Genomic DNA, 26,711 nt, shown 5'->3' with positions numbered 1-26,711 from the left:
GAAATGGAAAAAAAGAGAATAGTTGTAAAAGTTGGAACAAATGTAATGACCAACAAAGACAATAGAATTCTACAACCTGTATTAAAAAATCTAGTAGAACAAATCGCCACCTTATATGAGGAAGATATTATGGTAGTGCTTGTGTCCTCAGGATCTGCAATAGCAGGTAAAGAAATTCTGGGAGACGTAAAAATCACCGATCCATCCAAAAGAAGACAGGTGTTCTCCTCGGTAGGTCAACCACGAATGATGCGTCACTATTACAGCATATTCCACGATTTCGGAATGCGTTGTGCGCAAGTGCTTGCTACTAAAAGGGATTTCAGCCCTGGAATTCACCGTGAGAACATGATTAACTGCTATGAATCACTATTATCTGAGGGAATTATTCCTATTGCTAATGAAGATGATGCAGTATCTGTAACCATGTCTATGTTTTCTGATAATGATGAACTCGCAAGTCTTGTTGCAGAATTGATTCAGGCAGATGCACTTATCATCCTTAGTGATACAGAGGGTCTTTATACCGGTCATCCTGATCATGAAGATTCAGAAAAACTCAATAAGGTACAAATCGACCAAAACGTTGAAAAATACGTTCAGGAATCTGATAAAGGTGAAGGTGAAGGCCGTGGCGGAATGGAATCCAAAATCAAAATCGCTAAGGGTACCGCCGCCAAGAATATCACCACATATATCGCTAACGGTAAACGCCCTAATGTTATACTCGATATAATTGCCGGAAAACCAGTGGGAACAAAGTTCACCGCATAATTTCCCGGTTAATAAGAAATAATAAAATTTAAAAATTTCAATATGAAGTTGATAGACACAAAAACTAAAAATAATGTGCTGCAATCCATGATGAAAATTCTGGATAAAAAGCGCAAAGAAATAATTGAAGCTAATAAAAAGGATCTTGAAGCTTTTGGAAAAAGCGATCAGGCTATGTATGACAGACTTATCGTAGATGAGAAAAAAGTTGATTCTATGATCCAATCTGTTAAAGAGGTGATGGAACAGGAAGACCCTGTGGGTAAAACCATAGAACATCGTCGCCTGGATACCGGCCTGGATATTACCAATAAAACAGCTCCATTCGGTACTATAATGATCATTTATGAATCAAGGCCCGATGTAACTATCGAAGCTGCTATGCTGGCTTTTAAAGCGAATAATAAGATCTATCTAAAAGGAGGAAAAGAAGCATTCCACAGCAACAAGATCCTGGAACAATGCTGGCACGAAGCCCTGCAGGAAAATGGATTGGATACTGGCTGGATCGAGATGCTAAAATTAGACCGAACCGAAACCCAGGAATTTCTTAAAAATCCCCCTGTACACATAGATCTTGTTGTACCGCGTGGTGGCGAACGTTTGATCGCTTTCGTTAAAGAACATTCCACAGGAGCCGTACTCGTTAGTGGACGGGGAAACAACTTCCTTTATGTTTCTAAAAATGCCGATTTTGAGACTGCCAAAAAGGTTATGCTTAACGCTAAGATCGATAAGATTTCAGGCTGCAACGCTCTTGATAAGGTACTGGTAGACAAAAACATCCCAGGCTATGAAGATAAACTGAAAGAGCTTCAGAAAATGTTCAGGGAAAATGAAGTTTCTATTCTTGTAGACGAGGAAGTTTCTAAAGTCCTCTCCGACGAAGAAAAAGTTTCTTCCGAAGATACCTGGTATGAAGAATTTCTCGCAATGAAAATCGTACTCGGTAGTGTTGACGGATTAGATAAGGCTATTGACAAGATCAATAAATATTCTGGAGGGCATTCTGCTTCAATCATTACCACCGATAAAGAAGAAGCCAAAACTTTTATGGAGCAGGTAGATAGTGCCGCTGTATACCATAACGCCTCTACTCGTTTTACCGATGGTGGACAAATGGGGGTTGGTGCAGAACTGGCAATTAGCACCGACAAACTCCATCACCGTGGTCCCCTTGGTTTAAAACAACTGGTGACTAATAAATATTATGTTTTAGGGGATGGTCATATAAGAGAATAATCACCTTTCCCTATTGAATAAAAGCCACCATTTGACTATGGTGGCTTTTTTTTATGCTTTTCCTAAATAAAATCGCCTTTAAATGTAACTTTTTAGGTTTTTCTTAGTCTAATTGAAAAAAGTCAGCTTTTATAATGAAAAAGATTCTATACACCTTTGCCCTGCTGGGTACTTTGATTTCCTGTAAGACCACTCAAATAGAACCCGAAGCCAAACAACCAATCATTGCAAGCCTGGATCTGGTTAACGTAAAAGATGATAAGGTAAAAGTAAGTGTTGACCCGGATAGATTAACCGGAGAGGAAATAAAATTCTACATCCCTAAAACCGTTCCCGGGACTTACTCCAATGACGATTATGGAAAACTTATTGTAGATTTCACGGCACTTGATTATAAAGGCAATGAGATGGAATTTCGCCAGGAAGATGAAAACACCTGGGTTATTTTGAATGCGACAGATTTAGATAAGCTCATCTATTTTGTAAACGACACCTACGATATTGAAGGCGAAGAAGGGGTGTTCTCTCCCAGCGGAACCAATATCGCTAAGGATGAAAATTTTGTACTCAACCTTCACGGATTTGTTGGCTACTTCGAGGATTTAAATGAAGAACCATACCGACTCGAAATTAAGCGTCCTGAAAGCATAATTCCGGGAACTGCCTTGAGAATTGCCGATATAACCAACGGGCTTGCAACAACAGATTATCAAACTGACATCTTCCTATTGGATCGTTATTTTGAAGTGATAGATAACCCAATAATGTATTCTCTTCCCGATACCACTTCCTTTAAGGTTGAAGATATGGAAGTGCTGGTAAATGTTTATTCCCCCAACAAAAAATATACTTCAGCAGACATTAAACCGGGAATTGAAAAAATGATTTCAGCTCAAAAGAGGTTTTTAGGTGAGATAGACAATACGGGGAAATATGCGATCCTACTTTACCTTTCAGATACCGAAAAACAGGATGCACGCGGTTTTGGAGCCCTGGAGCACCATACCTCAACGGTAGTAGTGCTTCCAGAAATGATGCAACCGGAACAATTGCAGAAAACCATGACCGATGTGGTTTCCCATGAATTTTTTCACATCCTTACACCTTTAAATATTCATTCTAAAGAAATTCATTATTTCGATTATAACAATCCTGAAATGTCACAACACCTTTGGATGTATGAAGGTGTAACCGAATATTTTGCAAATTTATTTCAGGTAAACCAGGGACTTATCGATAACGAAGCATTTTATAAGCGGATCTCTGAGAAGATTGAGATTTCTCAGAATTTTGATGATACTATGCCCTTTACAGAAATGAGTAAAAATATACTTGAGCCGGAGTATAAAGACAGCTATTATAATGTTTATCAAAAAGGAGCCCTGATAGGTATGGCCCTGGATATAAGGTTAAGGGAATTAAGTAATGGCGAGATCGGCCTGCTTGATCTTATGAAAAAGCTTTCTGAAAAATATGGGAAAAATCAACCTTTTGATGATAACCAATTAATAGAGGTGATTGTTGATTTATCCTATCCTGAAATCCAGGAGTTTTTTGACAAGTATATCACTGGCTCCACTCCTATTCCCTACAACGAATTTTTAGAAAAAGTTGGCTTGGTTGAAGAAGAGTATGAAACCACCACCGGTTATTTCCTTGCAGGGCAAACTCCTTATATCGATGGGAATCCAGACACCGGAGAGCTTTTCTTCAGAGAGAATATAGGCTTTAATTCTTTTTTGAATGAACTAGGCATCGAAGGGGGAGATATTCTTAAATCTATAAACGGCCAGGAATACAATATACAGAACGCTTATAATATGGTAATGACTGCCGAATCCTGGGAAGAAGGTGAAGAGGTTACTTTTGTGGTGATGCGTGACGGAAAAGAAATTACCTTAACTGCCACCACTCATCAACCCACTACTACTTCTACAAGAATTATAGAAAAAGACGATGATAAAGCGCAGGTAAAACTGCGTGAAGCTTGGTTAAAAGGTTAATAGATTTTAATTTAAGCATTTAGCGGCAGGTTTTCCTGCCGCTTTTTTTATTTTAGATATACACCTAAATCTGTTAACTTAGACCCTCAACACCAACCAATTCCCGAGATCAATGGAAATCCCAATTTTACAGGATATTGTCATCATTCTTGGACTTTCAATTCTGATCATACTTTTGTTTCAGAAAATGAAAGTACCATCCTTAATGGGATTCCTTATCGCGGGGATTATTGCCGGACCGTATGCCTTTAACCTTATCAGCAGTCAGCATGAGGTAGAGTTGCTTTCAGAAATCGGAATCATTTTTCTGCTGTTTATTATTGGTATTGAGTTATCGCTAAAGGAACTTATTACCATGAAACGCACGGTACTTCTGGGTGGAAGTATTCAGGTAGGTGGTACCATTATTATTACCACTGCTCTTGCTTATCTTATGGGATTACCCTTAAATACAGCAATATTTGTAGGTTTTCTCTTTTCCCTAAGCAGTACGGCCATAGTTCTAAAAATACTTCAGGAAAAAGGGGAGATCACTGCCCCACATGGACGCATAAGCTTAGGGATCCTGATCTTCCAGGATATTATTGTGGTGCCCATGATGCTTTTTACACCTTTACTGGCCGGGGGGGACGATAACATCATGGAAACTGTAGGAATCCTTATCCTTAAATTCTTAATTTTAGGAGTGGTGATCTATCTACTTGCCCAATATATAGTTCCCAAAGTGTTTTCTATGGTGGTTAAAACCAAAAGCCGGGAACTTTTTATCTTAACAGTTGTAGTATTTATTTTCGCTATTGCCTGGCTTACTTCTTCTGCCGGTCTTTCCCTGGCTCTGGGTGCTTTTTTTGCCGGACTTATTATTTCAGAATCTGAATATAGTCACCAGGCTACGGTGAACGTGCTCCCTTTCAGAGAGATATTCATCAGTTTTTTCTTTATCTCGGTAGGAACACTTTTAAACCTTAATTTCTTCATTGAAAATATTGTTTATATCCTGCTTCTTGTTATTGGCGTGGTGTTGCTAAAAATGATGGTAATCGCTGGTACCGTATTAGTTTTAAAATATCCTCCCCGAACTGTTTTGATGACGATGTTCAGTCTCTTTCAAGTGGGGGAGTTTTCTTTATTACTTTCCGGGGTTGGGGTGGAAAGCAATCTCATTCCAGATAATGTTTACCAGTATTTCCTGGCAATTTCAATAATAAGTATGGGCTTAACACCTTTCCTGATTTCGGCCTCCCCTGACATAACGTATTTTTTATTGAAGGCGCCTATACCGGCAGCGGTGAGAAGACGGCTAGAACATTTAAAGAAGATCTCTGTCTCTGAAGAAGAATCAAAAAAACCACTGGAAGACCATTTGATTATCGTGGGTTACGGGATTAACGGTGAAAATATCTCTAAAGCCGCCAGGAAAGCTGAAATACCTTATCTGATAGTTGATATAGACCCCGATTCTTTTCACAAGGCAAAACAAAAAGAGGAACCCATAATTTACGGCGATGCTACTAACCCCTTAATTCTTAAACATCTGAATATTCATGAAGCCCGGGTAGTTGTTATCGCAATTTCTGATCCTGGTGCGACCAAAAAGATAATCAGTAATATAAGGAGTTTTACTAATACTGCTTTTATAATCGTGCGAACCCGCTACGTAAGAGAAATAGAAGAAAACCTGAAACTAGGAGCCGACGAGGTAATCCCGGAGGAGTTTGAAACTTCCATAGAGATATTCACCAGGGTATTAAAGAAATATCTGGTGCCTTATAACGAGATTCAGGATTTTATCAATAACATTCGATCTTCAGATTATGAGATGCTAACTTCCCTTAAGGAAAAACCACACAGACCATTCCTGCAGCATTTACATATTCCTAATAAAGAAATTGTAACCATAAGCGTTCAGCGAAAAAACAGCAGTATTGTAGGTAAAAGCATTCGGGAAGCTGGAATTGGAAAAAGATTTCATTTAACCATCCTCACCATTAAACGTGACACCCACTATCTTACGGAAGTAAGACCCGAAACTGTTATTGAGCAAGGCGACCTGCTATATATTTTTGGACATCCACAGAGTATCTACAAACTTAACAAAGAGCTTTCTTATTAAGTTTTGAAGGAAAATAGTAGAGAATTATGCCTTAATATTTTAAATATTTCCCAAAAAGACATAATTGAAAAGCCTTGTTATTGGGGGTAAGATTTTAAATAGATATCTTTAATCTACAATCAAACTAATTAAAACTTATGTCTGTACTCCCCGACAACCTGGAACGCTATAGAAAGTTCATTGGATTTATGCTGAAATACTGGAATAGTGAATTATTCCACCAAACAGCGAATTCAGCTCTGGAGGATGAACCCAATGATGAGGAAAAGGAAACAGACTATGAACAAACTCCGGAAGAGTTGGTAGAAGATCTCAAAAATATGGGGCCAACCTATATTAAAATGGGGCAATTACTTTCTACCCGACCCGACCTGCTTCCAGACAACTATTTAAAGGCCCTTGCAAGCCTCCAGGACGACGTTCCTCCAATCCCATATGAAGATGTTCATAAAATTATTGAGCAGGAAATTGGAACCCGTATTTCAAAAGCATTCGAAACTTTTGAAGAAAAACCACTGGCCAGTGCTTCTATTGGACAGGTCCATAAGGCTGTTTTGCGTTCCGGAAAACCGGTAGCGGTAAAGATCCAACGTCCTGGGATAAGAAAAAAGTTTCTGGAAGACCTGGACACCCTGGAGGAACTGGCAGAAATGGCGGTAAAACACAGTAAGGTAGCCAAGCGTTATGCATTTGATAATGTACTTGCAGAACTTAGGCGAATCCTGCTACAGGAACTTGACTATAACCGGGAAGCTACAAATCTTCTTCGCCTTGGTAAAAATTTAAAACACTTCAAAAACCTCATCGTACCACAACCTATTTTAGATTATTCTACCTCCAAAGTGCTGACGATGGATTTCATAGACGGGCGGAAGGTGACTTCCATATCACCCTTAAAGCAACTGGAAGTGGATTATAGTCCTATTGTTGATGAACTCGTTGAAGCTTATCTACAACAGGTTATAAACGATGGTTTTGTTCATGCCGATCCTCACCCGGGAAATATCCAGTTTACCAGTGATGATAAAATTGCACTTATAGACCTGGGAATGGTGGCTAAATTCACCCCTGGCCTTCAGGAAGACTTGCTTCAACTATTAATTGCAATAAGCCGGAGTAACGGCCAGGACACAGCACATGTCTTACTGAATATGAGTGAATATGATCCGGATAAGGCCGACGTAAAAAATTTCAATAAAAAGATAAGCGACCTGGTGATGGATAGCCAAACCAGTACCGCTAAAGATATGCAAACCGGGAGACTGCTAATTCAGCTTAACCGGGAGGCAGCACGTAATAATATCCATATCCCTGTAGAGGTCAATATCCTCGGAAAAATACTTCTGAATATGGATCAGATTATCGCAGTGCTGGACCCTGATTTCGATTTGAAAGAAGCAATCAGAAAGCATGTGAATGAAATTATGCGCAAGAAAATGTATGAAGAATTAAAACCTGAGAACTTTTTTTCCTTTGTGCTGGAAACTAAAAAACTTGCGGAAAATTTACCCGAGCGAATTAATAAAATTTCAGATAACCTGGCCAATAACAGGTTTAAATTAAATATTGATGCCATAGACGAACAAAGGGTTACCGATGGCTTTCAAAAAGTAGCCAACCGTATCACACTTGGGCTCATCATCGCTGCGATGATTATTGGAGCTTCAATGCTTATGCAGGTTCCTTCAGACTTCACAATTTTTGGTTACCCCGGCCTGGCTATGGTATTTTTTCTACTCGCTGCGGTGATGGGCATTTACTTAAGCTATATCATCATTTTTAAAGATGATAACCTTAATTCCAGAAAGGATGATTAAGTTTTAATAGAGTTAGTTTTTGTAGGATTCATTGAATCAGTGTATTTTCGGTATAAATTCAACTAAAACCTGATTTCATGAAATATATTTCTACAATTCTGTTTCTTTTTTTTACCCTCGGTATTTATGCTCAAAAAGTTGAGATTCCTGTAGACACCACCGTAATTACTGAACATTCGGTGCGTATTAAGGGCCAAAACATTAAGTATACCGCCACCACGGGAACTCAACCCGTATGGAACGAAAGCGGAGATCCTATTGCCAGCCTTTATTATACTTATTATAAGCGTAATGACATTCAAAATACCGAAAACCGGCCCCTGGTTATTTCTTTTAATGGCGGTCCCGGTTCAGCTTCGGTTTGGATGCATATCGCCTATACCGGTCCACGCGTTTTAAAGATAGATAATGAAGGTTTTCCTGTTCAGCCATATGGCATAAAAGATAACCCACACTCTATCCTGGATGTTGCCGACATCGTTTATGTAAACCCTGTAAACACCGGTTACTCGCGCCCTATCCCAGATGAGGAAGGAAAAATAGAACGTGAAAAATTCTTTGGAGTAAAGGCTGATATAAAATACCTGGCAGAATGGCTTAATACCTTTGTCACCAGAAATAATCGTTGGTTGTCTCCAAAATATCTTATTGGAGAAAGCTATGGCACCACAAGGGTTTCAGGCCTTGCCCTGGAATTGCAAAACAGCCAGTGGATGTACCTAAACGGGGTTATCCTGGTGTCTCCTACCGAAATAGGCATTGACCGGGAAGGCCCGGTAGAAGTTGCCAATCGCCTGCCATACTTTACAGCAGCCGCCTGGTATCATAATGCCCTTCCGCAGGAATTACAAGACAAGGAACTGGACGACCTACTGGCCGAGGTAGAAGAATATTCCATTAATGAACTTTTGCCGGTGTTAATAAAAGGTGGCTTTACCGAAACCAGTAAAAAACAACAAGCCGCAGAAAAAATGGCTTATTATTCGGGTATTTCTGAAAATGTGATCCTGCAGAATAATCTTGAAGTGCCAATCCGTTATTTCTGGAAAGAACTTTTAAGAGAAGACAGCGGTTACACGGTGGGAAGACTGGATTCCCGATACCTCGGTCTTGATGAGAGGGAAGCCGGCGATTCTCCCGATTATAACTCTGAACTCACTTCCTGGTTGCATTCTTTCACTCCTGCAATAAACCATTACCTAAGGGAAGAACTTAATTTCAAAACAGATCTCAAGTACTTTATGTTTGGCCCCGTGCATCCCTGGGACCGCAGCGGAGACAATACCGGGGAGAACCTGAGACAGGCAATGGCCCAGAATCCTAATTTAGACGTATTGATCCAATCCGGATATTTTGATGGAGCTACTACTTATTTCAATGCAAAATATTCTATGTGGCAACTCGATAAAAGCGGAAAAATGAAAGATCGGCTAAGTTTTAAAGGCTATGAAAGCGGGCATATGATGTATCTTCGGGCTGAAGACCTCAGGAACGCCAATGACGACATCAGAGATTTTATTGAAAACTCTTTACCAAAAGAAGGAGAGCCCGCCAAATATTAAAAGAACCGATATAATTTTAAAGAATCCCGGAGATCGAAATTTCCGGGATTTTTTTATTTCATTAAATAACTCTTTAGATCCTCATAATTACTGATCTCTTCAGAATGCTTCTCTTTGTTCATAAAGACTTTGACCTTATCAGGAATTTCTATTTTTTTCCCTATTGCTGCTTCAACAGTTTCCAAAAATTTAACGGGGTGAGCTGTTTCTACAAAAACCCCATAATATTCAGCATTCACTTCTAAAAATTTCTGAAGTCCCAAATATCCCACAGCCCCGTGTGGGTCCATTACATAATTATGTTTTTGATAAACCTCTTTGATGGCCTTCCTGGTTTCTTCATCACTAAAACTATAAGAAAAAAGGACCTGCTTTAAACTACTGAAATCGTTCTGAAAGATCTCCAGCACTCTAACAAAATTACTGGGGTTTCCAATATCCATCGCATTAGAAATTGTGGGCACACTAGGTTTTGGCTGAAAATCCTGGGTCTCCAGATACCGGGTAACCACGTCATTTGCATTATTAGCTGCAATAAAATGCTTAATAGGCAAGCCCATTTCCCGGGCCATCAGTCCGGCGCAGATGTTACCGAAGTTTCCACTAGGCACAGAAAATACCAATTCTTTCTTTTTGTCTTTTAATTGTTTCCAGGCCAGAAAATAGTAGAACATTTGGGGTAACCAGCGTGCTACATTAATAGAGTTAGCCGAAGTTAATCGTCTTTTTTCCTGAATTTCTCCATCTAAAAAAGCTCGTTTTACCATATCCTGGCAATCGTCAAAACTCCCGTTTACTTCCAGGGCGCGAACGTTCTGCCCAAGCGTAGTAAGCTGTTTTTCCTGAATACCGCTGACTTTTCCTTTAGGATATAAGATCACCACGTCTATTCCTTCAACCCCAAGAAAACCGTGCGCCACGGCCCCTCCAGTATCACCGGAAGTAGCAACCAGCACTGTAATATTTCCAAGATTCCCCTTTTTTACAAAATAGCCCAGACAACCTGCCATAAATCTGGCCCCAACATCTTTGAAGGCCAGAGTCGGGCCGTGAAAGAGTTCCAGGGCCCCAACCTTATCTTCTATAGGAACCACAGGGAAAGTAAAATCCAGTGTCTGCTCAATGATCTCTTTAAGCTCATTTTCCGGAATCTCTTTTCCTACATAATCCTTTATCACTTCAAAAGCGATCTCCGCTTGTGATAATTCATCAATCTTATTGAAGAAACTTTGCGGTAACTGTCGAATTTCCTCAGGAAAATATAAACCTTTATCTGGCGCGAGTCCTTTTACAACGGCATTTTCAAAGTTTGAGGTGTTTCCCCTGTTATTTAAACTGAAATATTTCATGATAATTCTTTTATTCCCAGAGTATTAATTTTTGAAAGGTGAAGTTCGAAATCGATATTTTTATCGGCATAAAAGACTTCTAGTTTTTTCCTGACATTTTCGGCATTTTCTTCTCCTCTACACATAGTAAAAACCGATGGGCCGGACCCTGAAATCCCAAAACCTAAAGCTCCATTTTCTAAAGCGATCGATTTTAATTTATCGAAATGCGGAATAAGAATAGACCGAAAAGGTTCTATAATTTCATCTTTCAGACTTCTACCCAGCAAATCATAATCTTCAGTATAAAGACTGCTTACCAGGGCTGCCAGGTTTCCCCACTGCGATATTGCCTTTTGTAAACTCACAGTCTGTCTGATCACCGCTCGTGAATCCCTGGTTTTGATCTCTATTAAAGGATGGAGTATCACCATTCGTAATTCGGGCAGACTGGGAAGTTGTAAGACTTCAAGGGGCTCGTAACTTTTCACCAAACTAAAACCACCAAGCAGTGCGGGTGCCACATTATCTGCATGGGCGTTTCCGCTGGCCAGGCGTTCCCCTTCCATCGCGAATTTTACCAACTCATTTTTACTAAATGGTTCACCCAGTAGTTTATTTACGGCATAAACCGCACCGGCAGAACTGGCTGCACTACTCCCTATCCCACTTCCGGCTTTGATTTTTTTATCAATTTCAATATCAAAACCCTGATTACTTCCTGCTTCTTTTAATAATGCCAGGACAGCAACACCGGCGACGTTTCTTTCGGGTTCCACGGGTAATTCCTGGCCGGTAATTTTAGTGATTCTTATTTTCCGTAGATTATTTTTCCTGATAAGCATTTCATCACCCACGTTTTCCAGGCAACATCCCAGCACATCGAAGCCACAGGAGAGATTGGCGACTGTTGCCGGAGCGAAAATTTTAAGTTCTTTCATCACCTATTTTTTTCCTATTCTTATCACATCAGCGAATATCCCTGAGGCTGTAACATCGGCACCGGCCCCGGCACCTTTAACTATAAGAGGTTGATCCGGATATCGTTCAGTAAAAAACAGAACGATATTATCGCTTCCGCTTAAATTATAAAAGGGATGCTCTGGGCCCACTTCCTGCAAACCAACCTGGGCTTTTCCATTTTCAAGCTGGGCTACATATTTTAGCTGAGCATTATTCTTTTCAGCATTGTTATAAATCTCTTTAAACTTTTCTTCATCTCTTTCCAGCAAGCTAAAGAACTCTTCATTGTCTTCAGAGTTGAGAGCTTCTTCAGAAAGGAAGTTCTTCTTTTCAATATCCTCCAGTTCCAGTTTCAACCCGGTCTCACGGGCAAGGATAAGAATCTTCCTCGCGACATCTACCCCGCTTAGATCGATTTTAGGATCCGGCTCGGTGTAGCCTTCTTCCATTGCCTTTTCAACGGTCTTATAAAAGGGAAAGCTGGCATTGTAATTATTAAAAACAAAATTTAAACTTCCTGAAAGCACTGCCTGTATCTTTTTAACCTGATCTCCCGAAGCCACAAGGTTTTTTAAGGTATCAATAATAGGTAGACCTGCCCCTACATTGGTTTCATAAAGAAAGGATGCTCCATACTCTCTGGAAAGATCCTGCAATTCCTGGTAATTCACATAATCATCGGCACAGGCGATCTTATTGCAGGTAACCACCGAGATGGAATTAGCCAGGTAATGCCTGTACCAGGAGGAGATTTCAGCACTGGCGGTATTATCTACAAAAACACTATTGCGCAAATTAAGTTGCTGAACCTTCTTAAAGAAGTTTTTCTTATCGGTTGGCTCTCCGTTATTCAATGCCTCCTGCCAGTTCTGCAGATCTATTCCTTCCTCATTGAAAAGCATCTTCCGGGAATTGGATAGCCCTAAAACCCGTACTTTAAGCCGGAGTTTCTCTAATAGATATTTTTCCTGCTTTTCAAGCTGAGTTAGCAATTTTCCGCCTACATTTCCTACTCCCGTGATAAACAGGTTGAGTTCTTTTGAAGGTACTTCAAAGAATTGTTCGTGTAGCGTATTCAGCGCTTTTTTCACGTCTTTTTTCGCAATAACCGCCGAAATATTTCTCTCGGAAGATCCCTGGGCTATCGCCCTGATATTGATATTATTATTCCCAAGGGCGCTAAACATTTTTCCGCTAAGTCCGTGGTGACTTTTCATCCGATCTCCCACGAGTGCTACTATTGCTACATCTTCTTCTATGGTAACCGGTTTTATCTTTTTATTCTGAATTTCGACTTCAAAAGCCTCGTTTAAGGCTTCCCTGGCGGCTTTGGCTTCATCAGCTTTAACGGCTACACAAATACTATGTTCTGAAGAAGCCTGGGTAATTAACACTACATTTATATTCTCCTGAAAAAGTACCTCAAAAAACCGTTTTGAAAATCCCGGAATACCAACCATCCCACTACCCTCGATATTAAGCAGCTTAATGGAATCTATATGAGTAATCCCTGTGACCCAACGAAAATTTTCCTTACTGGACTTAGACACTATAGTGCCGGGCTCTTCAGGTTTAAAAGTGTTTTTTATATGAATTTCTATTTGCTGTTCAAGCAAAGGCTGAAGTGTAGGCGGATACAGGACCTTGGCCCCAAAATGTGACAGTTCCATCGCCTCTTCGTATGAAATCTTATCCAGCGAATACGCCTGGGGCACGATCATAGGGTTAGCGGTATACATCCCGTTTACATCGGTATAAATATATACCTGTTTTGTTTTCAGGGCAGCGGAAAAAATCGCTGCCGTAAAATCCGAGCCACCACGACCAAGGGTACTGGGCACGCCTTCATCATTTTTGGCCACAAATCCCGGTGCAACGAATAAACCCTTTGATTTTCCCGAGAAATAGTTCTTAATATTCCTGTTGGTTTTAGTATAATTTACCTGTACCTTTTCATTGGTATTGCGGCAAACCACCAACTCCCGTGAATCGACATAACTGGTTTCAATTCCCTTACTTTTGAAATAGGCATTGATGATAAGGGAAGATAAAATCTCCCCAAAGCCTGAAACTACATGTTTGGTCTTATTAGAAAGCTCATTGAGTAAATATACCCCTTCATACAAAGTTTCAAGACGATTGAACTCGGTCTTTACTTTGCTTAAAACAGCGCTTTGGTCATTTACAGGAATGAGTTCTCTAACCGCATCGAGGTGGCGTTTTTCATTTCTTTCAAGAACTGTTTTGTAGTCAGAATCTTCTTTTACAGCCATTTCGGCCATTTCGAGCAAATCGTTTGTTACGCCACCAAAAGCAGAAAAAACAGCCAAGGTGGAATCATTTTTAAGATGCTTTTCTACAGTTTCGGCGACCAGTTTTATGCGTTCCGGTGATGCCAGGGAGGATCCCCCGAATTTCAGGACATTCATTGTTGAAATTTTAAATTAAAAGATAGGTTATTTAGAAAATGTACGAAGGTACTTGTGGCGGAAATTATATACTGAAGACCCCAAACGGGGTAATACCGGCAATCATAGTAATAACAGCCCCCATGGGGAGAAAAGAAAAACTGTTATGATAGCGGTTTATTTTTGGCATGTAATCATTCAATATGCTGATAAATGTACATGTTTTTACAAGAAAGAAAAATGAAAACAAAACTTAAGAGCAAGAAATACAGATATTCCATAATTAGGAGAATATTCTGAGTTATTGATAAATAAAAAGGGAGTGAATTAACAAAAAACGAATTCAACTCCCTGTGTTTAATTCAATTAAATTCCACTAATATAGGATCCATAGAGATCTTTAAATTGCATCCCTTTTCTGAAACGTTGTTTACTAAGCTTTTTATATTCTACCAGACCCCATAATAAAAATTCCTTCAGAAAATATTTATCCTCCTCTGCGATCTCAGCTTGATATTTTTTTATCAATGCCTCTAAAGCAGGTATGGAATCTAATTTTTCTCTATACTCGGTTTCCGGGAGCTCATCCGGGAGCTCAAAACCACTTTGATCGAAGAACCATTCCACCAAATCATCGTATGGACTACTTTCATTTGGCTTTTGAAGCTTTTCAATTTTCGGAAAATAATCAGGAAAAAGGCTTTTTACCGCCTCCCCTATCAACTGTAGCGCGACTGCCGCTGCTCCCTCCTGTTCCCCCTCATACACCAGTTCAACTTTACCGGTAATACTCGGAATCACTCCCATAAAATCACTAAAACGCAGCGTGGTTTTATCTTCGTCAATCTTTAAACTGCGACGTTCTGCAGTGCTCAACAGATTTTCATAACCAGTGATACTCATCCTGGCGCTAATCCCGCTTTTTTCGTCTATAAATTCGCTTTTTCTGGCTTCAAAACTAATCTGCTCCAAAAGATCTTTAGCTAGCTCTGGTACATGCACCATTTTTTCCTGCTCCTCTTCAAAACCAGCCTCCTGTCTTGTGATGGCCTTAGCCACTTCAATAGACTCAGGATAGTGAGTAAGGATCTGCGAACCTATTCGGTCTTTTAAGGGCGTTACTATACTTCCGCGATTTGTATAATCCTCGGGATTAGCGGTAAAAACAAATTGCATATCAAGCGGTAATCTCAGCTTAAAACCACGAATCTGGATATCACCTTCCTGTAAAATATTGAATAAAGCAACCTGAATTCGTGCCTGCAGATCGGGCAGTTCGTTGATCACAAAAATACTGCGATTGGCCCTCGGAATCATCCCAAAATGTATTACTCTGTCATCGGCATAGCTTAGCTTTAGATTCGCTGCTTTTATAGGATCTACATCACCTATCAAATCGGCAACGGTAACATCAGGAGTAGCGAGTTTTTCAAAGAAACGATCATCCCGGTGCACCCAGGACACAGGTGTTTCATCTCCTTTCTCCCTAATAAGTTCCTTGGAATATCTTGAAATCGGGTTTAGGGGATCATCGTTTATTTCTGAACCCTCCACAATTGGCATCCATTCATTCAATAAGTTAACCATCAACCGGGCAAGACGGGTTTTTGCCTGCCCCCGCAAACCTAAAAGATTTATATTATGCTTTGACAGAATAGCACGCTCTAATTCAGGAATAACAGTATATTCATAACCATATATCCCTTCAAAAGCAGGCTCTCCATTTTTTATCTTTTCCCTGAGATTCTGCCTGAGCTCTTCTTTAATGCTCTTGCTTTTATATCCAGATTCTTTTAATTCTCTTAAAGTTTTTATGTTTTCTATTTTCATCATTTTTCTGTTTAGCGTTTCTGTTTGCTCAAACCCTCCTTATTAATTTCTATCGAAATTTATACACCTTCCTTTAAAGGGAGGAGCTTTATTTAGTTCTGAAGTTATCTATAATCTCCTTTAATACTGAAATCAGGAAGTCAAACACCATTTTATTTTCAAAACGTATGACTTTAAAGCCTAAAGCTTCTAAATATTCTGTTTGTTTAAGACCCTTCTCTGCTGCGGTGCTATTTAGATGTGCTTGTCCATCGAACTCAATTATTAACCTTTCGGAAGCACAGTAGAAATCCACTATATAATTCCCAATACTATGCTGCCTTAGCATAACTATTTTTTTTCAAAAGCTTCAAAGAGGGGTGTTTTGAAACCCAAAACGGGGAGTTTGATTAGCCCCTTATCCTCTTTTTCCTATTCGTTTCATAATCTTCAAAAATCATTTCCCCTAAACCTTTTATTCCGGTATAAAAGGCTTTTCCCTGGTTGGCATAGGTGAATTCCCTCACGAATTGCATCAGGTAAGGATCCTGAGCGATCATAAAAGTGGTGATGGGGATTTTTAATTTCCTTGCCTGTTGTGCCATATTGTAACATTTATCAATAATAAAAGGATCTAGCCCCATAGGGTTCTTATAATAGGTGCCGTCCTTCTGACGAATACAACTCGGTTTACCATCGGTGATCATAAAAATCTGTTTGTTGGTATTGCGTTTTCTGCGCAGCAAATCCATCGCCAGCTGTAATCCGGCTACGGTATTGGTGTGATAAGGTCCTACTTTCAGGTACGGCAGATCGGCAATAGAAACCTGCCAGGCATCATTTCCAAAAACAATAATATCCAGGGTGTCTTTTGGATAGCGAGTAGTGATGAGCTCTGCCAGGGCCATAGCGACCTTCTTGGCGGGAGTTATTCTATCTTCTCCATAAAGGATCATACTATGGCTAATATCGATCATGAGTACCGTGCTCATTTGCGATTTAAAATGAGTTTCCTCCACCACCAGATCATCTTCGGTCATATTGAAATCACCTATTCCATGATGGATCTGGGCATTGCGCAAACTCTCTGTCATAGAAATGCGGTCCAGGGAATCCCCGTACTGATAATCTCTGAAATCTCCGGTATGTTCATCTCCCCTTCCGGTATGGTTGGTACGATGATTCCCGGAGCTGCTTTTTTTAAGCTTTCCGAAGATTTGATCCAGGGCTTGCTTTCTTATAGCCCGTTCTGTTTTAGCTGTGATACTCATCCCGCCCCCATCTTCAGCTTCTTCCCTGATATAACCTTTCTTTTTAAGGTCTTCCACAAAATCATCCAAAGTATAATCTTCTGTGGTGAGTTTATACTCCTCATCCAGCTGTTTTAGCCAATCCAGAGCCTCCTCCAGGTCTCCGGAGGTATGAGTAATAAGTTCTTTGAATATTTCAAAAAGATTTTCAAACGGACTTTTAGTCTCTTCTTCAAATTTTCTAAAGACAAAGCCCCGCCTCTGCATTTTTTCCCGCTTCTTCATATTCTAAAATTACTGCATTTTAAACACAAACGAAAAGACCTTAGGATTAACATAAATTAAACTTTTGTTAATAGACAGCTGCAATTAAACTATTCTCAGTAAAGCTTATGTTTTCATGTTATTATTTTCTTAAATGCTTTAAATTTAAGAACATAGTTATGAGATTTGAATAGAAATTGAATTTCTATGAGACAGCTAACGCTAATAATTTGTGTTGTTATTTTTTGTACTTCTGCGCTATCACAAGAGAAAGAATCCCCTTATAAAACCGATCTTCTGAAAGACGGAATATGGATAGCCACGGGGCTCGGACTTAATGCAGTGGGTGTCACTATGATCCAGAACAAAGATGGATTAACAGAAGCTGAAGTGCAAGCGCTGGACAAAGAAGACATTTGGAAAATAGACCGATGGGCAGCCGGGAATTATTCAAAAGCAGACGGTGAACTGAGTTACTTTCCTTTTTATGCTTCCTTTGCTTTACCTATAGCTTTTTTACCCAGCGATGCTGAAAGAAATAATTTTGGTCAAATATCTGTGCTGTACCTGGAAACTATGGCTACGGTAGGCGCTATGTTTACTATAACAGCAGGAGCGGTTCATAAAAGTCGGCCTTTGGTTTATAATGAAAGTATACCAATGAAAGAACGCAGAGATAACGATGCCCAAAGATCTTTTTTTGGTGGGCATGTAGCAGCAACCTCGGCTGCGGCCTTTTTTACTGCTAAGGTTTTTCAGGATTTTAATCCAAATTCAAGAGCTATTCCGTATGTTTGGACTGGTGCTGTGGTTATTCCGGCTTTTGTAGGCTATTTGAGAACAACAAGTGGAAAACATTTTCTAACCGATAATTTGATGGCATTTGGTGTAGGTGCCGCTACAGGTATTCTTGTTCCCGAAATTCACAAGAAAACTAATGAAAGCCTGAACCTGTATCCTACAGCTGCTTTTAATATTAATGGAACTGGTTTAAACTCTCGTGGCTTAGGCCTTTCTTATACTTTTTAGAATATGAATATCACCGATATTATTATCTTATTTTTTACCTTGGTGATGTTGCTCCCCAGTTTGGCTTCGGCAACACGTTTTGACCAATGGTGGATAAGAGGCTTTGATTTCCCAAGAATCCAGATCTGTTTCCTGGTAGGGATCGTGCTTCTGGCCTCAGTTTTATACTATGATTATTCGGAAACCTGGCATTATCTAGCAACCGCAGCTTTAATCTTTAGTTTGGGCTACCAGTTCAAAAAGATCTATCCCTACACCTTTCTTGCTAAAAAAGAAGTTGTAAAATTCAAAGGAAGTGATTCAGATTATTTGGTTTCTGTATTGGTGAGTAATGTTTTAACTGAAAACAGGTCTTACCAGAGATTCATCGACCTGGTTAGAGATCGTGATCCTGATATTTTTTTAACTCTGGAATCTGACAAGAAATGGGAGAAAGCCCTGGAAGAACTCGAAGACGTTTATAAATATACCGAGAAAGTTCCCCAGGATAATCTTTACGGGATGCATCTTTATTCAAAATTAAAGTTGGAAGATACTGAAGTGAAGTTCCTGGTACAGGATGATATTCCTTCCATTCATACCTACTTCAGGTTAGATGATAAATCCCGAATTCATTTACATTGCCTGCACCCAAAACCACCAAGCCCTACAGAAAGCAAAACCTCTACCAACCGGGATGCCGAATTACTGATGCTGGGAAGAGATATTAAGACCAGTGAAGAAGGTGTGTTGGTAATTGGAGATTTAAATGATGTGGCCTGGTCCCGTACTACCAGGTTATTTCAGAAAATGAGTGGTTTACTTGATCCGCGCATTGGCAGGGGGTTTTTCAATACCTTCCATGCCGATTACTGGCTACTTCGTTGGCCCCTGGACCATGTATTTCACACTAATGATTTCACGCTTGTGGAGATTGAACGTGAACGTCCAATTGGTTCAGACCATTTCCCTATGTATATAAAACTCAACTATGAACCCAGGGCGGAGATCCTTCAGGAAGAGCCCGATGCCGGAGAAAAAGAAAAGGAATGGGCCCAGAAAAAAATTGATGATTCTAATCCGCGAAAAAAGGAAGTTTAAACCTTTTCAAAAAAATGACTTATTTCAGGAATATCCTTGATCATTCTGCAGCAATCATTGGAAATCGGTTTTTCCAGAAAGCCTTTTACCATTGAATATTTAGTAGCTTTTTCCTTATCTCTATTTTCTACAGAGGAAGTCACCATAATTACGTGATACCTGTCTTTATCGGGCTCATTATTCAATTCATTCAAAAAATCCCAGCCGTCCATACCAGGCATATTGATATCAAGCAGAATCAAATATTCCTTTTTTTGATCTTCAGCAGCAATAAAATCCAATGCCGGACGAGCTCTTTTAAAAACCAAAGGGCAGTCTGAAATATTGTTGTTAGCCATTAATTTTTTCTCAATAAAAACAACTATGTCATCATCATCAATAATAAGTACTTTTAAATTCATAGGGGGCAGGATTGGGAGCCTGGGGCTTAATGAAATTTATTTTTCTGTTTTATTAGCAATCTTCCGGATAACTTTATCCAATTCTTTTGATGAAATTAAGATATTATCCAGAATTTCGGCAACGTTTTCGATATTATCTCTATGATTTTTCAACAAATCTATCAGACCCATAATACGCGCAAGTGGTGCTCTTACCACGTGGGATTGGGTCCAGGCAATTTCACGTAGCTTCTCATTACTATCTTCAATTGCTTTAATATAGTTATAGCGTTCGGTAATATCCTGGATTGAACTAATAATACGCTTAGGTTTACCGAAACTATCGGTTAAAAAATAACTTCGGTCCAGTACATATTTATAACTTCCATCCGCACAGGCCAGGCGATACTCAGCAGGCATTAATTTTCGTTTCTTTTTCATCATTTCTATTCCATGCGCTTTGACTCGACCAAAGTCTTCAGGGTGAATTTTTGAAGCCCACCAGCTTCCATTGAGTTCAATACTATCGGGAGAATACCCGAAAATTTCTGAAATTGCCTCATTGAATTTGAGTTCATCGCTTTCAATATCGTAATCCAAAATAAGATCACTAGTGGCCTTAGCAACGGTATCATAGCGTTCCAGGCTCTCTCTTAATTCTTTCTCCTGATTTACAAACTGGGTTATATCTCTTGAATTAGCGACAAACCCGCCAACGGCAGGATCGTCTCTTAGATCACTCATTATGGTTTCCAACCAACGCCAGTTACCCGAACCGTTTTTATAGCGATAGGATGGCAATTGCAGTGTTTTTTTAACACCAATAAATTTAAGGTACTTTTTAATACTTATTTCGTCATCGGGATGTATAAAATCAAATACATTTCTACCTTCCATTTTTTCTGTGTCAACACCCAGTATATTTTTTACACTAGGGCTAACATAAGAATACCGATACTGCTCGTCTATAATACTAATCATATCAGAGCCCTCTTGCACCAGGGCTTTAAAACGTTGTTGACTATGATAAAGTTCCTGCTCAGCCTTCATTTTACCGGTAATATCAGTGGCCAAGGTCACCCTGGCATCCTGACCATTAAAGGATATAGGATTTGATTCTATTTCTACATAAAGAAGTTTTCCTCCTTTTTTGCGATGCTTAATTTTATATGAAAGAAAATTGTCTTTATTTTCCCTCCATATTTCCTCGCCAATAGTTTCCCCTTCTGCCCATAGATCCCGAATATTCATTTTTAAAAATTCAGTTCGGGAATACCCATAGAGCTCTATAGCCGCATTGTTTACATTCAGGAATTCAAGACTATTCCTATCTAAAACCCACATAGGCAATGGACTGGCATCAAAAAGATTTCGATACTTTTTTTCAGATTCTTCCAGTTGCCGTCTAACCCGCTTACGTTCCCGGCTATACTGGATGCTTTTGGTAAGAATAGAGGGAGTGATTTCATCCTTCAGTAAATAATCTGAAACTCCCCAAGAGAGGGTTTTCATACCAAAACTTTTATCAGCATATCCCGTTAATACAATTACAGGCAATGAAATAGCAAGATTCAATACTTCCTTAACCAGTTTCTCGGGACTATCTACATCGGGTAAAGAAAGGTCGAGAAGAATAGCACTGTACTCCTCGTTACTCTCCAGGAGTTTGCGTCCATTTTTAAAATCTTCAGCTCTTTCAATCTTAAAATTTGAATACTCCTCGGTAAGATATTCCAGGATAAGAACGAAATCACCGTAGTTATCTTCAATTACTAAAATCTTTAAGTCTTCGTTCTCTTGAAACATAGGTTAAGCTTAGGGTCTTAGTTTAAATCTTGTCGAAGGCATGCAAAAAGCAGACCTCGAAATATAATCAAAGTCTTATATAAAATATTTAGGGCATTTATAAAATTACTAATTTTATTTAGAGATCGTAAAATAAAAACTACTACCTATCCCAGGTTTGGATTCCACCCAGATCTCCCCGCCCATATTTTCAACAATCTTTTTACAGATCGCTAGGCCTAAACCTGTACCGGAATAATGTTGGCGGCTATGCAGGCGCTTAAAGATCACAAAGATTTTTTGATGAAATTCCTTTTCAATTCCAATACCATTATCTGAAATCTGGAAAAGCCAGTGCTTATCTTTTTCCTGCACTTTAATTTCTACTTCAGGAATAACCTCAGGAGCCTGATATTTTAGCGCATTCCCAATCAAATTGGTTAGCACCTGCCTAAGCGGAGTTTTTTCAGCAATTATCACAGGTAATTCTGAAAAAATAACTCTGGCTTTCGTCTCCCGGATAGTTTCCTGCTGAAGGTTGAGGATTCCATCTAAAAGTTGATTCAGATCAATTTTTTGCAGCTTATGCTCCAATCTACCTGCACGTGAAAACTTTAAAAGATCAAGGATTAACTGCCGCATTCTTAAAGCCCCGTCGTGAGCTATATCAATATATTGCAAAGCTTTATCATCAAGCTGATCTTCATATTTTAATTTCAGCCTGTCTAAAAACCCTGTTATCATTCGCAAGGGTTCCTGCAGGTCGTGAGAGGCGATATAAGCAAATTGCTCCAGCTCCTGGTTGGAAACCGAAAGTTCTTTTGCTCTCTCTTCCAATTCCTCATTGAGTCTCTCCAACTCTATTTTTTGTTCTTTTAAAGAGGTAATATTTCTGGCAATGCCCACCAGACCGGTGATATTACCTTCACGATCAGTTAAAGGGACTTTGGTTAGGAGTACGGTTTCCCGGCTTCCATCTTTATTAATAACAACATCCTCCCGGTTAATTACAGACTCTCCCGATTTAGTTACACGCTCATTATCTTCAATTAATTCCCTGGCTTTAGTCTCCTCAAAATAATCCAAGGGGGTTAAACCAAGAGCTTCCTCTTCAGAATTGACATTAAGAAAATTTTGATGAAATTTTCGGTTTGCGAGAATAGAGCGATGTTCTAGGTCCTTAACAAAAATATAATCAGGAATATTATCTATAATAGCTTTTAGCATATTGCGTTCTTCACGCAGCATTTTTTCAGCCTTTACCTGTTCGGTAATATCTTTTGCTATCCCATACACTCCTGTAATTTCTTCATTCACATAAATAGGAAAGTTCGTTACAGCCAGCACTCTTTTAGTCCCCTGAGCGCCAATAAAATGAGTTTTATAATGCTGAATTTCTCCTTTTGCTGTTTTCCTGGAATGTTGCAAAACTTTTTGAACATCTCTTTCATCAATAAAAGGAATAAAACTACTGTTAAGCAGCTCCTCTTCCGTCTTTTCAATTAAATTTAAAGAGCTTTGGTTTACCCTAATAAACTTCCCTTCGAGATCAAAAGCATATACGGCGTCCGGGTTATGATGAAAAAGCGATTCAAAAGCCTTCCGATTATTTGCCGCCCGTTGTTCCTGTTTCTTTTTTTCTGAAATATCCAGAACCCCTGTGCTGGTTCTCAACTCACCCCGGTGATCTTTATAGACTACAGAATGAACCTCACAGGGGAAGTGCTCCCCATTTTTTCTTATTCCTGTTAATTCACTTTCCACTTCACCCTTTTCAGCTCTAATTTTCAGACCATCTAAAAACTCCTCATTTTCCAAAAAAATACCTGATCTTCCAAGTTCCTGAAACTCTTTCGGACTATATCCGAAAATTTTACAGGCGGTCTTATTCATATCCACTATTTCCCCCGAAGGCTTGCCTAAAAAAATTGCCAAAGAGGAGTGTTCTATAACATTACGCAACTGATGTTCAACTTCATTTATAATTCCAGAATCTTTCTCTATCACCAAGCTGAGACTGTCAATTGTTCCCTTTTCAGAGAGTATCGGTGAAAAACTAAATGTCAGGACTTTTTTATTCTTTTGGGCTTCGGTTTCAAAACGGGTAAGGCGCCCCTCAAAGGTAGTTTTTGCACATTCCCTGATACTCTGGTGTAAGTTTTCAGGAAAATAACCCAGAAAATCATCTGTTTCATTTTCCGGGAAATCCATTTCTAGAAATAGAGACAAGGCGTTTTGACTACTGCTTAATACATTAAGCTTGCTGTTTAAAGTAAATATGGCGGACGATTTTATCAAGAATATCCTTTATATGGTTAGTAAAAAACTGGTCTAAAGAAGACTCGCACTTAAAATAATCCCGGCCCCGTAATTTGGTGATTTCATCGTATTGAAATCGGCTCCAAGCTGCAGATTAACATCAAAAATATTGGAATAAACCTTCACATCTATATAGGTAGACAGGATATCATGTTGAGGGATATTCCCTCCAGCTTTGGCGCCATAGTTTTTGCGATAGCTTCCCAGGAATTTATAAGGCAGAGTATCAAAAGCCAGGCCCGTTATTCCCAAATGATGCGCGATAAGCTTATTATTATTGATTCTGAAGCGGTTTTCATCCAAACCTATAAATGGTACACCTAAAATTCGGCTCTCATAGGTCCAACCCGATCGGTAAAGGTTATTATTGAAATAATTATCAATCCAATCAGTAGAAGGGCTATTTTCACTTTGATTTTTGGTATAATAGAACTCATATATCACGGCCTCCACTAACTTTCCGGGGTTTTGATCTTCCAGGTAGATGCCGTAGCGACCATCAGGAGTATTTCTAAGTACCCGACCGGAACCATCTTCAAATAAGTGATTATAAATTAGTTCGAGCTTATAATTTTGAACCTGGGTTTTAAGTTTCACTTCGTAGCTTCCCAGATGATTTCCCAAAGCATTGGCTTCCTGTCCTCCTACAGTATCTTCCCCTTCTTTCCCCATAAAAACATCCAGGTAATCTGAAAAAGAATCAGGGAGTTGGCCAAACTCGGGGTGAACCCCACCCCATTGCACGAAATGCTGCAACCCGGCTGAAAATTCGAAGCGCTCTGAATGTCGATAAACCAAACTGAAGCGTTTATGATGTAAACGTGTATCTTCCACATAACGCGCATCATCCATCAAATATTCCTCGAGAGCCGCGGTGAACCCAATTCCTTTGCTGCCCGAAATAAATACAGGTTTTTTAGTTTTAATTTGAATTCCTGGGAGTGGTCGCGCATTTAGAGACCAAAGAATATTTTCATTAGAAGCACTTATGCCGCGATATAATTCGTTTTTTTGTTTTCTTCCCGCAGTGATTTCCAGCCAGGAATTCTGAAAACTCAAATAGCTTTCATCCAGCTGAAATTTATCGGTATACCCATCCTGATATAGCCCGCCAAGGCCAATTTCCATGAAAGCCCGGGTTCCCAGCCCATAGGTGGCATTTGCGCTTATCCATCCTGAAAAATTAGTGAGTTCGTCAATTCTTCCCCGCTGATTGCTATGCAGCCAAAAGGGCGATTCATCTTGAGTATATATGAGGCCGGAAGCATTTATTTCAGCAGAATATTCAAGATCCTGAGAAATGCTTTCAGCAGTAAAAATAAATAAGAAGACAAGAGTAAAGATCAATCTCATACGCAGATAATTAAAGCCACACCAAAGATGCTTAAAATGAATTAAAATTCTGTAATTTTACCACTCAAAATTTCCGAAATGATCTCTTTTTTTCAGAAAAAAACATTCTTCGTCGATCTTTTAGAGGGTTTCACCGATTTCCATAATCATTTATTGCCGGGCATAGACGATGGCGCTCCAAACCCGGAAGCTTCTGTCGAGATGATTGAGAAGTTCGGGCAATTCGGGGTAAAAGCTTTTGTTTGTACTCCGCATGTAATGGGAGAATACTATCCTAATACCAGAAAAACCATTGGCAAAGCACTGGAAGAATTGAAAGCAGTTTTGCCTTCAGATATTCAAATTACCGCAGCCGGAGAATATATGATGGACCAGCATTTGATGGATTCCCTGGAGGAAGGAGAAAAAATGCTCCCCATCACGGGAAATAACGTTCTGGTGGAAATGTCCTATTTCCAGGCTCCCATAAACTTAAAGGAGATTCTTTTTAATATCCTCACCAACGGGCAAAAACCTATTCTGGCTCATCCTGAGCGTTATGCTTATTACCACTCAAAAAATCTGGAAAAATATAAAGATCTAAAAGATCGGGGCTGCAGCTTTCAAATGAATATGCTCTCTCTCACTCCACATTATGGTTCGGGAATGCAGAAAGCAGCGAACCAACTCCTGGAGGCCGGCATGATAGACTTCATTAGCAGCGACACCCACCGGTTGGAGCATCTTGAAAAACTTGAAAAGATCAAACTAAATAAAAAACAGGTCCAATTAATTGAACCTGTTATAGAAAGAAGCAAGGCTTTATTCCGTTAAGATTTTAATCCTCTCATCCAACGTTTCCACCTACTTTGTTTATCGGCTCCATAACCGTAGCCGTAACCATAAGAGTAGCCATATTTAGCTCCATAAGAGAATTTAGAATAATCGATATCATTGAGTACTACTGCCAATCCTTTGAGCTTTCCTTCTTGCTTCAATCCTTTAGGAAAATCCAAGAGTTTTTTATCGGTATGCTCTGCCCGCACAATATAAAGTGTAGTATCTGCCAAAGGACTAATTAAAAGGGTATCGGTAACTATCATGGTAGGTGCAGTATCTACTATCACAAAATCATAGATCTCACTAGCCCTCTTTAACAGGTTCCCCATCCGGTCGCTCATAAAAAGCTCGGCCGGGTTTGGAGGTATTGCTCCGGACATAATGATATCTACATCAACATCATTCCTACTGGT

The 26,711-nt window shown here is 39.5% G+C and carries 19 protein-coding genes and 1 pseudogene; 9 read left to right on the top strand and 11 right to left on the bottom strand.

The genetic code is table 11. The features are described 5' to 3' along the window. The first annotated feature begins 3 nt into the window (after window positions 1–3). The 6 genes from proB (at window position 4) to VIM94_RS01735 (ending at window position 9,511) form a co-directional block, all read left to right on the top strand. On the top strand, window positions 4–774 hold the full coding sequence (gene proB, locus VIM94_RS01760; RefSeq protein WP_332037572.1) for a glutamate 5-kinase: 771 nt from the start codon (window positions 4–6) through the stop codon (window positions 772–774). Between the two features lie 42 nt (window positions 775–816). Further along, entirely contained in the window at window positions 817–2,016 is a 1,200-nt protein-coding gene (locus VIM94_RS01755) for a glutamate-5-semialdehyde dehydrogenase (protein ID WP_332037571.1), read from the top strand. 134 nt (window positions 2,017–2,150) lie between these two features. Continuing rightward, window positions 2,151–4,019, top strand: a complete 1,869-nt coding sequence (locus VIM94_RS01750; protein WP_332037570.1) for a peptidase M61 — start codon at window positions 2,151–2,153, stop codon at window positions 4,017–4,019. Between the two features lie 112 nt (window positions 4,020–4,131). Then, window positions 4,132–6,132, top strand: a complete 2,001-nt coding sequence (locus tag VIM94_RS01745) for a cation:proton antiporter (RefSeq protein WP_332037569.1) — start codon at window positions 4,132–4,134, stop codon at window positions 6,130–6,132. 137 nt (window positions 6,133–6,269) lie between these two features. After that, window positions 6,270–7,949 (top strand): ABC1 kinase family protein, encoded by a 1,680-nt coding sequence (locus VIM94_RS01740; RefSeq protein WP_332037568.1) that lies wholly within the window; start codon window positions 6,270–6,272, stop codon window positions 7,947–7,949. Window positions 7,950–8,026: 77 nt separating this feature from the next. After that, the gene (locus VIM94_RS01735; protein ID WP_332037567.1) at window positions 8,027–9,511 is read left to right on the top strand and encodes a S10 family peptidase; all 1,485 of its coding nucleotides are present in this window, start codon (window positions 8,027–8,029) and stop codon (window positions 9,509–9,511) included. Window positions 9,512–9,564: 53 nt separating this feature from the next. Here the strand turns inward: VIM94_RS01735 and thrC are convergent, their stop codons facing one another. The 6 genes from thrC to VIM94_RS01705 form a co-directional block, all read right to left on the bottom strand. Then, the gene (thrC, locus tag VIM94_RS01730; protein ID WP_332037566.1) at window positions 9,565–10,860 is read right to left on the bottom strand and encodes a threonine synthase; all 1,296 of its coding nucleotides are present in this window, start codon (window positions 10,858–10,860) and stop codon (window positions 9,565–9,567) included. Then, window positions 10,857–11,780 (bottom strand): homoserine kinase, encoded by a 924-nt coding sequence (locus VIM94_RS01725; RefSeq protein ID WP_332037565.1) that lies wholly within the window; start codon window positions 11,778–11,780, stop codon window positions 10,857–10,859. The genes thrC and VIM94_RS01725 overlap by 4 nt, the downstream gene beginning before the upstream one ends. Window positions 11,781–11,783: 3 nt before the next feature. Further along, complete coding sequence (gene thrA / locus VIM94_RS01720; protein WP_332037564.1) at window positions 11,784–14,231, bottom strand: bifunctional aspartate kinase/homoserine dehydrogenase I; 2,448 nt, start codon at window positions 14,229–14,231, stop codon at window positions 11,784–11,786. A 345-nt stretch (window positions 14,232–14,576) separates the two neighbouring features. Continuing rightward, window positions 14,577–16,040 (bottom strand): magnesium chelatase, encoded by a 1,464-nt coding sequence (locus tag VIM94_RS01715; RefSeq protein ID WP_332037604.1) that lies wholly within the window; start codon window positions 16,038–16,040, stop codon window positions 14,577–14,579. A gap of 88 nt (window positions 16,041–16,128) precedes the next feature. Beyond that, entirely contained in the window at window positions 16,129–16,368 is a 240-nt protein-coding gene (locus tag VIM94_RS01710; RefSeq protein WP_332037563.1) for an endonuclease domain-containing protein, read from the bottom strand. A gap of 61 nt (window positions 16,369–16,429) precedes the next feature. After that, complete coding sequence (locus VIM94_RS01705; RefSeq protein WP_332037562.1) at window positions 16,430–17,554, bottom strand: vWA domain-containing protein; 1,125 nt, start codon at window positions 17,552–17,554, stop codon at window positions 16,430–16,432. Window positions 17,555–17,740: 186 nt separating this feature from the next. Between VIM94_RS01705 and VIM94_RS01700 the strand changes: the two genes are divergently transcribed. After that, the gene (locus tag VIM94_RS01700) at window positions 17,741–18,562 is read left to right on the top strand and encodes a phosphatase PAP2 family protein (protein WP_332037561.1); all 822 of its coding nucleotides are present in this window, start codon (window positions 17,741–17,743) and stop codon (window positions 18,560–18,562) included. 3 nt (window positions 18,563–18,565) lie between these two features. After that, the gene (locus VIM94_RS01695; RefSeq protein WP_332037560.1) at window positions 18,566–19,642 is read left to right on the top strand and encodes an endonuclease/exonuclease/phosphatase family protein; all 1,077 of its coding nucleotides are present in this window, start codon (window positions 18,566–18,568) and stop codon (window positions 19,640–19,642) included. Here the strand turns inward: VIM94_RS01695 and VIM94_RS01690 are convergent. The 4 genes from VIM94_RS01690 to VIM94_RS01675 all read right to left on the bottom strand — a co-directional run bounded on the left by VIM94_RS01690 (window position 19,639) and on the right by VIM94_RS01675 (window position 25,479). Continuing rightward, complete coding sequence (locus tag VIM94_RS01690; protein WP_332037559.1) at window positions 19,639–20,043, bottom strand: response regulator; 405 nt, start codon at window positions 20,041–20,043, stop codon at window positions 19,639–19,641. The two genes, VIM94_RS01695 and VIM94_RS01690, sit on opposite strands and share 4 nt — an antisense overlap. A 36-nt stretch (window positions 20,044–20,079) precedes the next feature. After that, window positions 20,080–21,828, bottom strand: a complete 1,749-nt coding sequence (locus tag VIM94_RS01685; RefSeq protein ID WP_332037558.1) for a PAS domain S-box protein — start codon at window positions 21,826–21,828, stop codon at window positions 20,080–20,082. Between the two features lie 114 nt (window positions 21,829–21,942). After that, window positions 21,943–24,018 carry a PAS domain S-box protein gene (locus VIM94_RS01680; RefSeq protein WP_332037557.1) on the bottom strand — a complete coding sequence of 692 codons (2,076 nt, stop codon included), beginning with the start codon at window positions 24,016–24,018 and terminating at the stop codon, window positions 21,943–21,945. A gap of 120 nt (window positions 24,019–24,138) precedes the next feature. Next, window positions 24,139–25,479 carry a capsule assembly Wzi family protein gene (locus VIM94_RS01675; RefSeq protein WP_332037556.1) on the bottom strand — a complete coding sequence of 447 codons (1,341 nt, stop codon included), beginning with the start codon at window positions 25,477–25,479 and terminating at the stop codon, window positions 24,139–24,141. A 78-nt stretch (window positions 25,480–25,557) separates the two neighbouring features. Here VIM94_RS01675 and VIM94_RS01670 point away from each other — a divergent pair, with 78 nt between their 5' ends. After that, complete coding sequence (locus VIM94_RS01670) at window positions 25,558–26,292, top strand: tyrosine-protein phosphatase (protein WP_332037555.1); 735 nt, start codon at window positions 25,558–25,560, stop codon at window positions 26,290–26,292. On the opposite strand, the pseudogene VIM94_RS01665 reads toward VIM94_RS01670, so the two are convergent. Beyond that, window positions 26,289–26,711: pseudogene (locus VIM94_RS01665) on the bottom strand (tyrosine protein kinase); the annotation flags it as partial. The gene VIM94_RS01670 and the pseudogene VIM94_RS01665 sit on opposite strands and share 4 nt — an antisense overlap.

The sequence above is a fragment of the Salegentibacter sp. genome (genome assembly GCF_036568425.1).
GTDB lineage: Bacteria > Bacteroidota > Bacteroidia > Flavobacteriales > Flavobacteriaceae > Salegentibacter.
Note: the sequence above shows the minus strand (reverse complement) of the source record. Positions and strands in the feature narration are given on the sequence as shown.

What these genes read in the sequence shown, in the direction of transcription:
- VIM94_RS01680 (WP_332037557.1), bottom strand. Translation starts at nt 24,018, where the DNA reads ATGGATTTCCCGGAAAATGAAACAGATGATTTTCTGGGTTATTTTCCT.
- VIM94_RS01725 (WP_332037565.1), bottom strand. Translation starts at nt 11,780, where the DNA reads ATGAAAGAACTTAAAATTTTCGCTCCGGCAACAGTCGCCAATCTCTCC.
- VIM94_RS01700 (WP_332037561.1), top strand. Translation starts at nt 17,741, where the DNA reads ATGAGACAGCTAACGCTAATAATTTGTGTTGTTATTTTTTGTACTTCT.
- VIM94_RS01705 (WP_332037562.1), bottom strand. Translation starts at nt 17,554, where the DNA reads ATGAAGAAGCGGGAAAAAATGCAGAGGCGGGGCTTTGTCTTTAGAAAA.
- VIM94_RS01710 (WP_332037563.1), bottom strand. Translation starts at nt 16,368, where the DNA reads ATGCTAAGGCAGCATAGTATTGGGAATTATATAGTGGATTTCTACTGT.
- VIM94_RS01670 (WP_332037555.1), top strand. Translation starts at nt 25,558, where the DNA reads ATGATCTCTTTTTTTCAGAAAAAAACATTCTTCGTCGATCTTTTAGAG.
- VIM94_RS01690 (WP_332037559.1), bottom strand. Translation starts at nt 20,043, where the DNA reads ATGAATTTAAAAGTACTTATTATTGATGATGATGACATAGTTGTTTTT.
- VIM94_RS01750 (WP_332037570.1), top strand. Translation starts at nt 2,151, where the DNA reads ATGAAAAAGATTCTATACACCTTTGCCCTGCTGGGTACTTTGATTTCC.
- thrC (WP_332037566.1), bottom strand. Translation starts at nt 10,860, where the DNA reads ATGAAATATTTCAGTTTAAATAACAGGGGAAACACCTCAAACTTTGAA.
- VIM94_RS01740 (WP_332037568.1), top strand. Translation starts at nt 6,270, where the DNA reads ATGTCTGTACTCCCCGACAACCTGGAACGCTATAGAAAGTTCATTGGA.
- VIM94_RS01695 (WP_332037560.1), top strand. Translation starts at nt 18,566, where the DNA reads ATGAATATCACCGATATTATTATCTTATTTTTTACCTTGGTGATGTTG.
- VIM94_RS01685 (WP_332037558.1), bottom strand. Translation starts at nt 21,828, where the DNA reads ATGTTTCAAGAGAACGAAGACTTAAAGATTTTAGTAATTGAAGATAAC.
- thrA (WP_332037564.1), bottom strand. Translation starts at nt 14,231, where the DNA reads ATGAATGTCCTGAAATTCGGGGGATCCTCCCTGGCATCACCGGAACGC.
- proB (WP_332037572.1), top strand. Translation starts at nt 4, where the DNA reads ATGGAAAAAAAGAGAATAGTTGTAAAAGTTGGAACAAATGTAATGACC.
- VIM94_RS01745 (WP_332037569.1), top strand. Translation starts at nt 4,132, where the DNA reads ATGGAAATCCCAATTTTACAGGATATTGTCATCATTCTTGGACTTTCA.
- VIM94_RS01675 (WP_332037556.1), bottom strand. Translation starts at nt 25,479, where the DNA reads ATGAGATTGATCTTTACTCTTGTCTTCTTATTTATTTTTACTGCTGAA.
- VIM94_RS01735 (WP_332037567.1), top strand. Translation starts at nt 8,027, where the DNA reads ATGAAATATATTTCTACAATTCTGTTTCTTTTTTTTACCCTCGGTATT.
- VIM94_RS01715 (WP_332037604.1), bottom strand. Translation starts at nt 16,040, where the DNA reads ATGAAAATAGAAAACATAAAAACTTTAAGAGAATTAAAAGAATCTGGA.
- VIM94_RS01755 (WP_332037571.1), top strand. Translation starts at nt 817, where the DNA reads ATGAAGTTGATAGACACAAAAACTAAAAATAATGTGCTGCAATCCATG.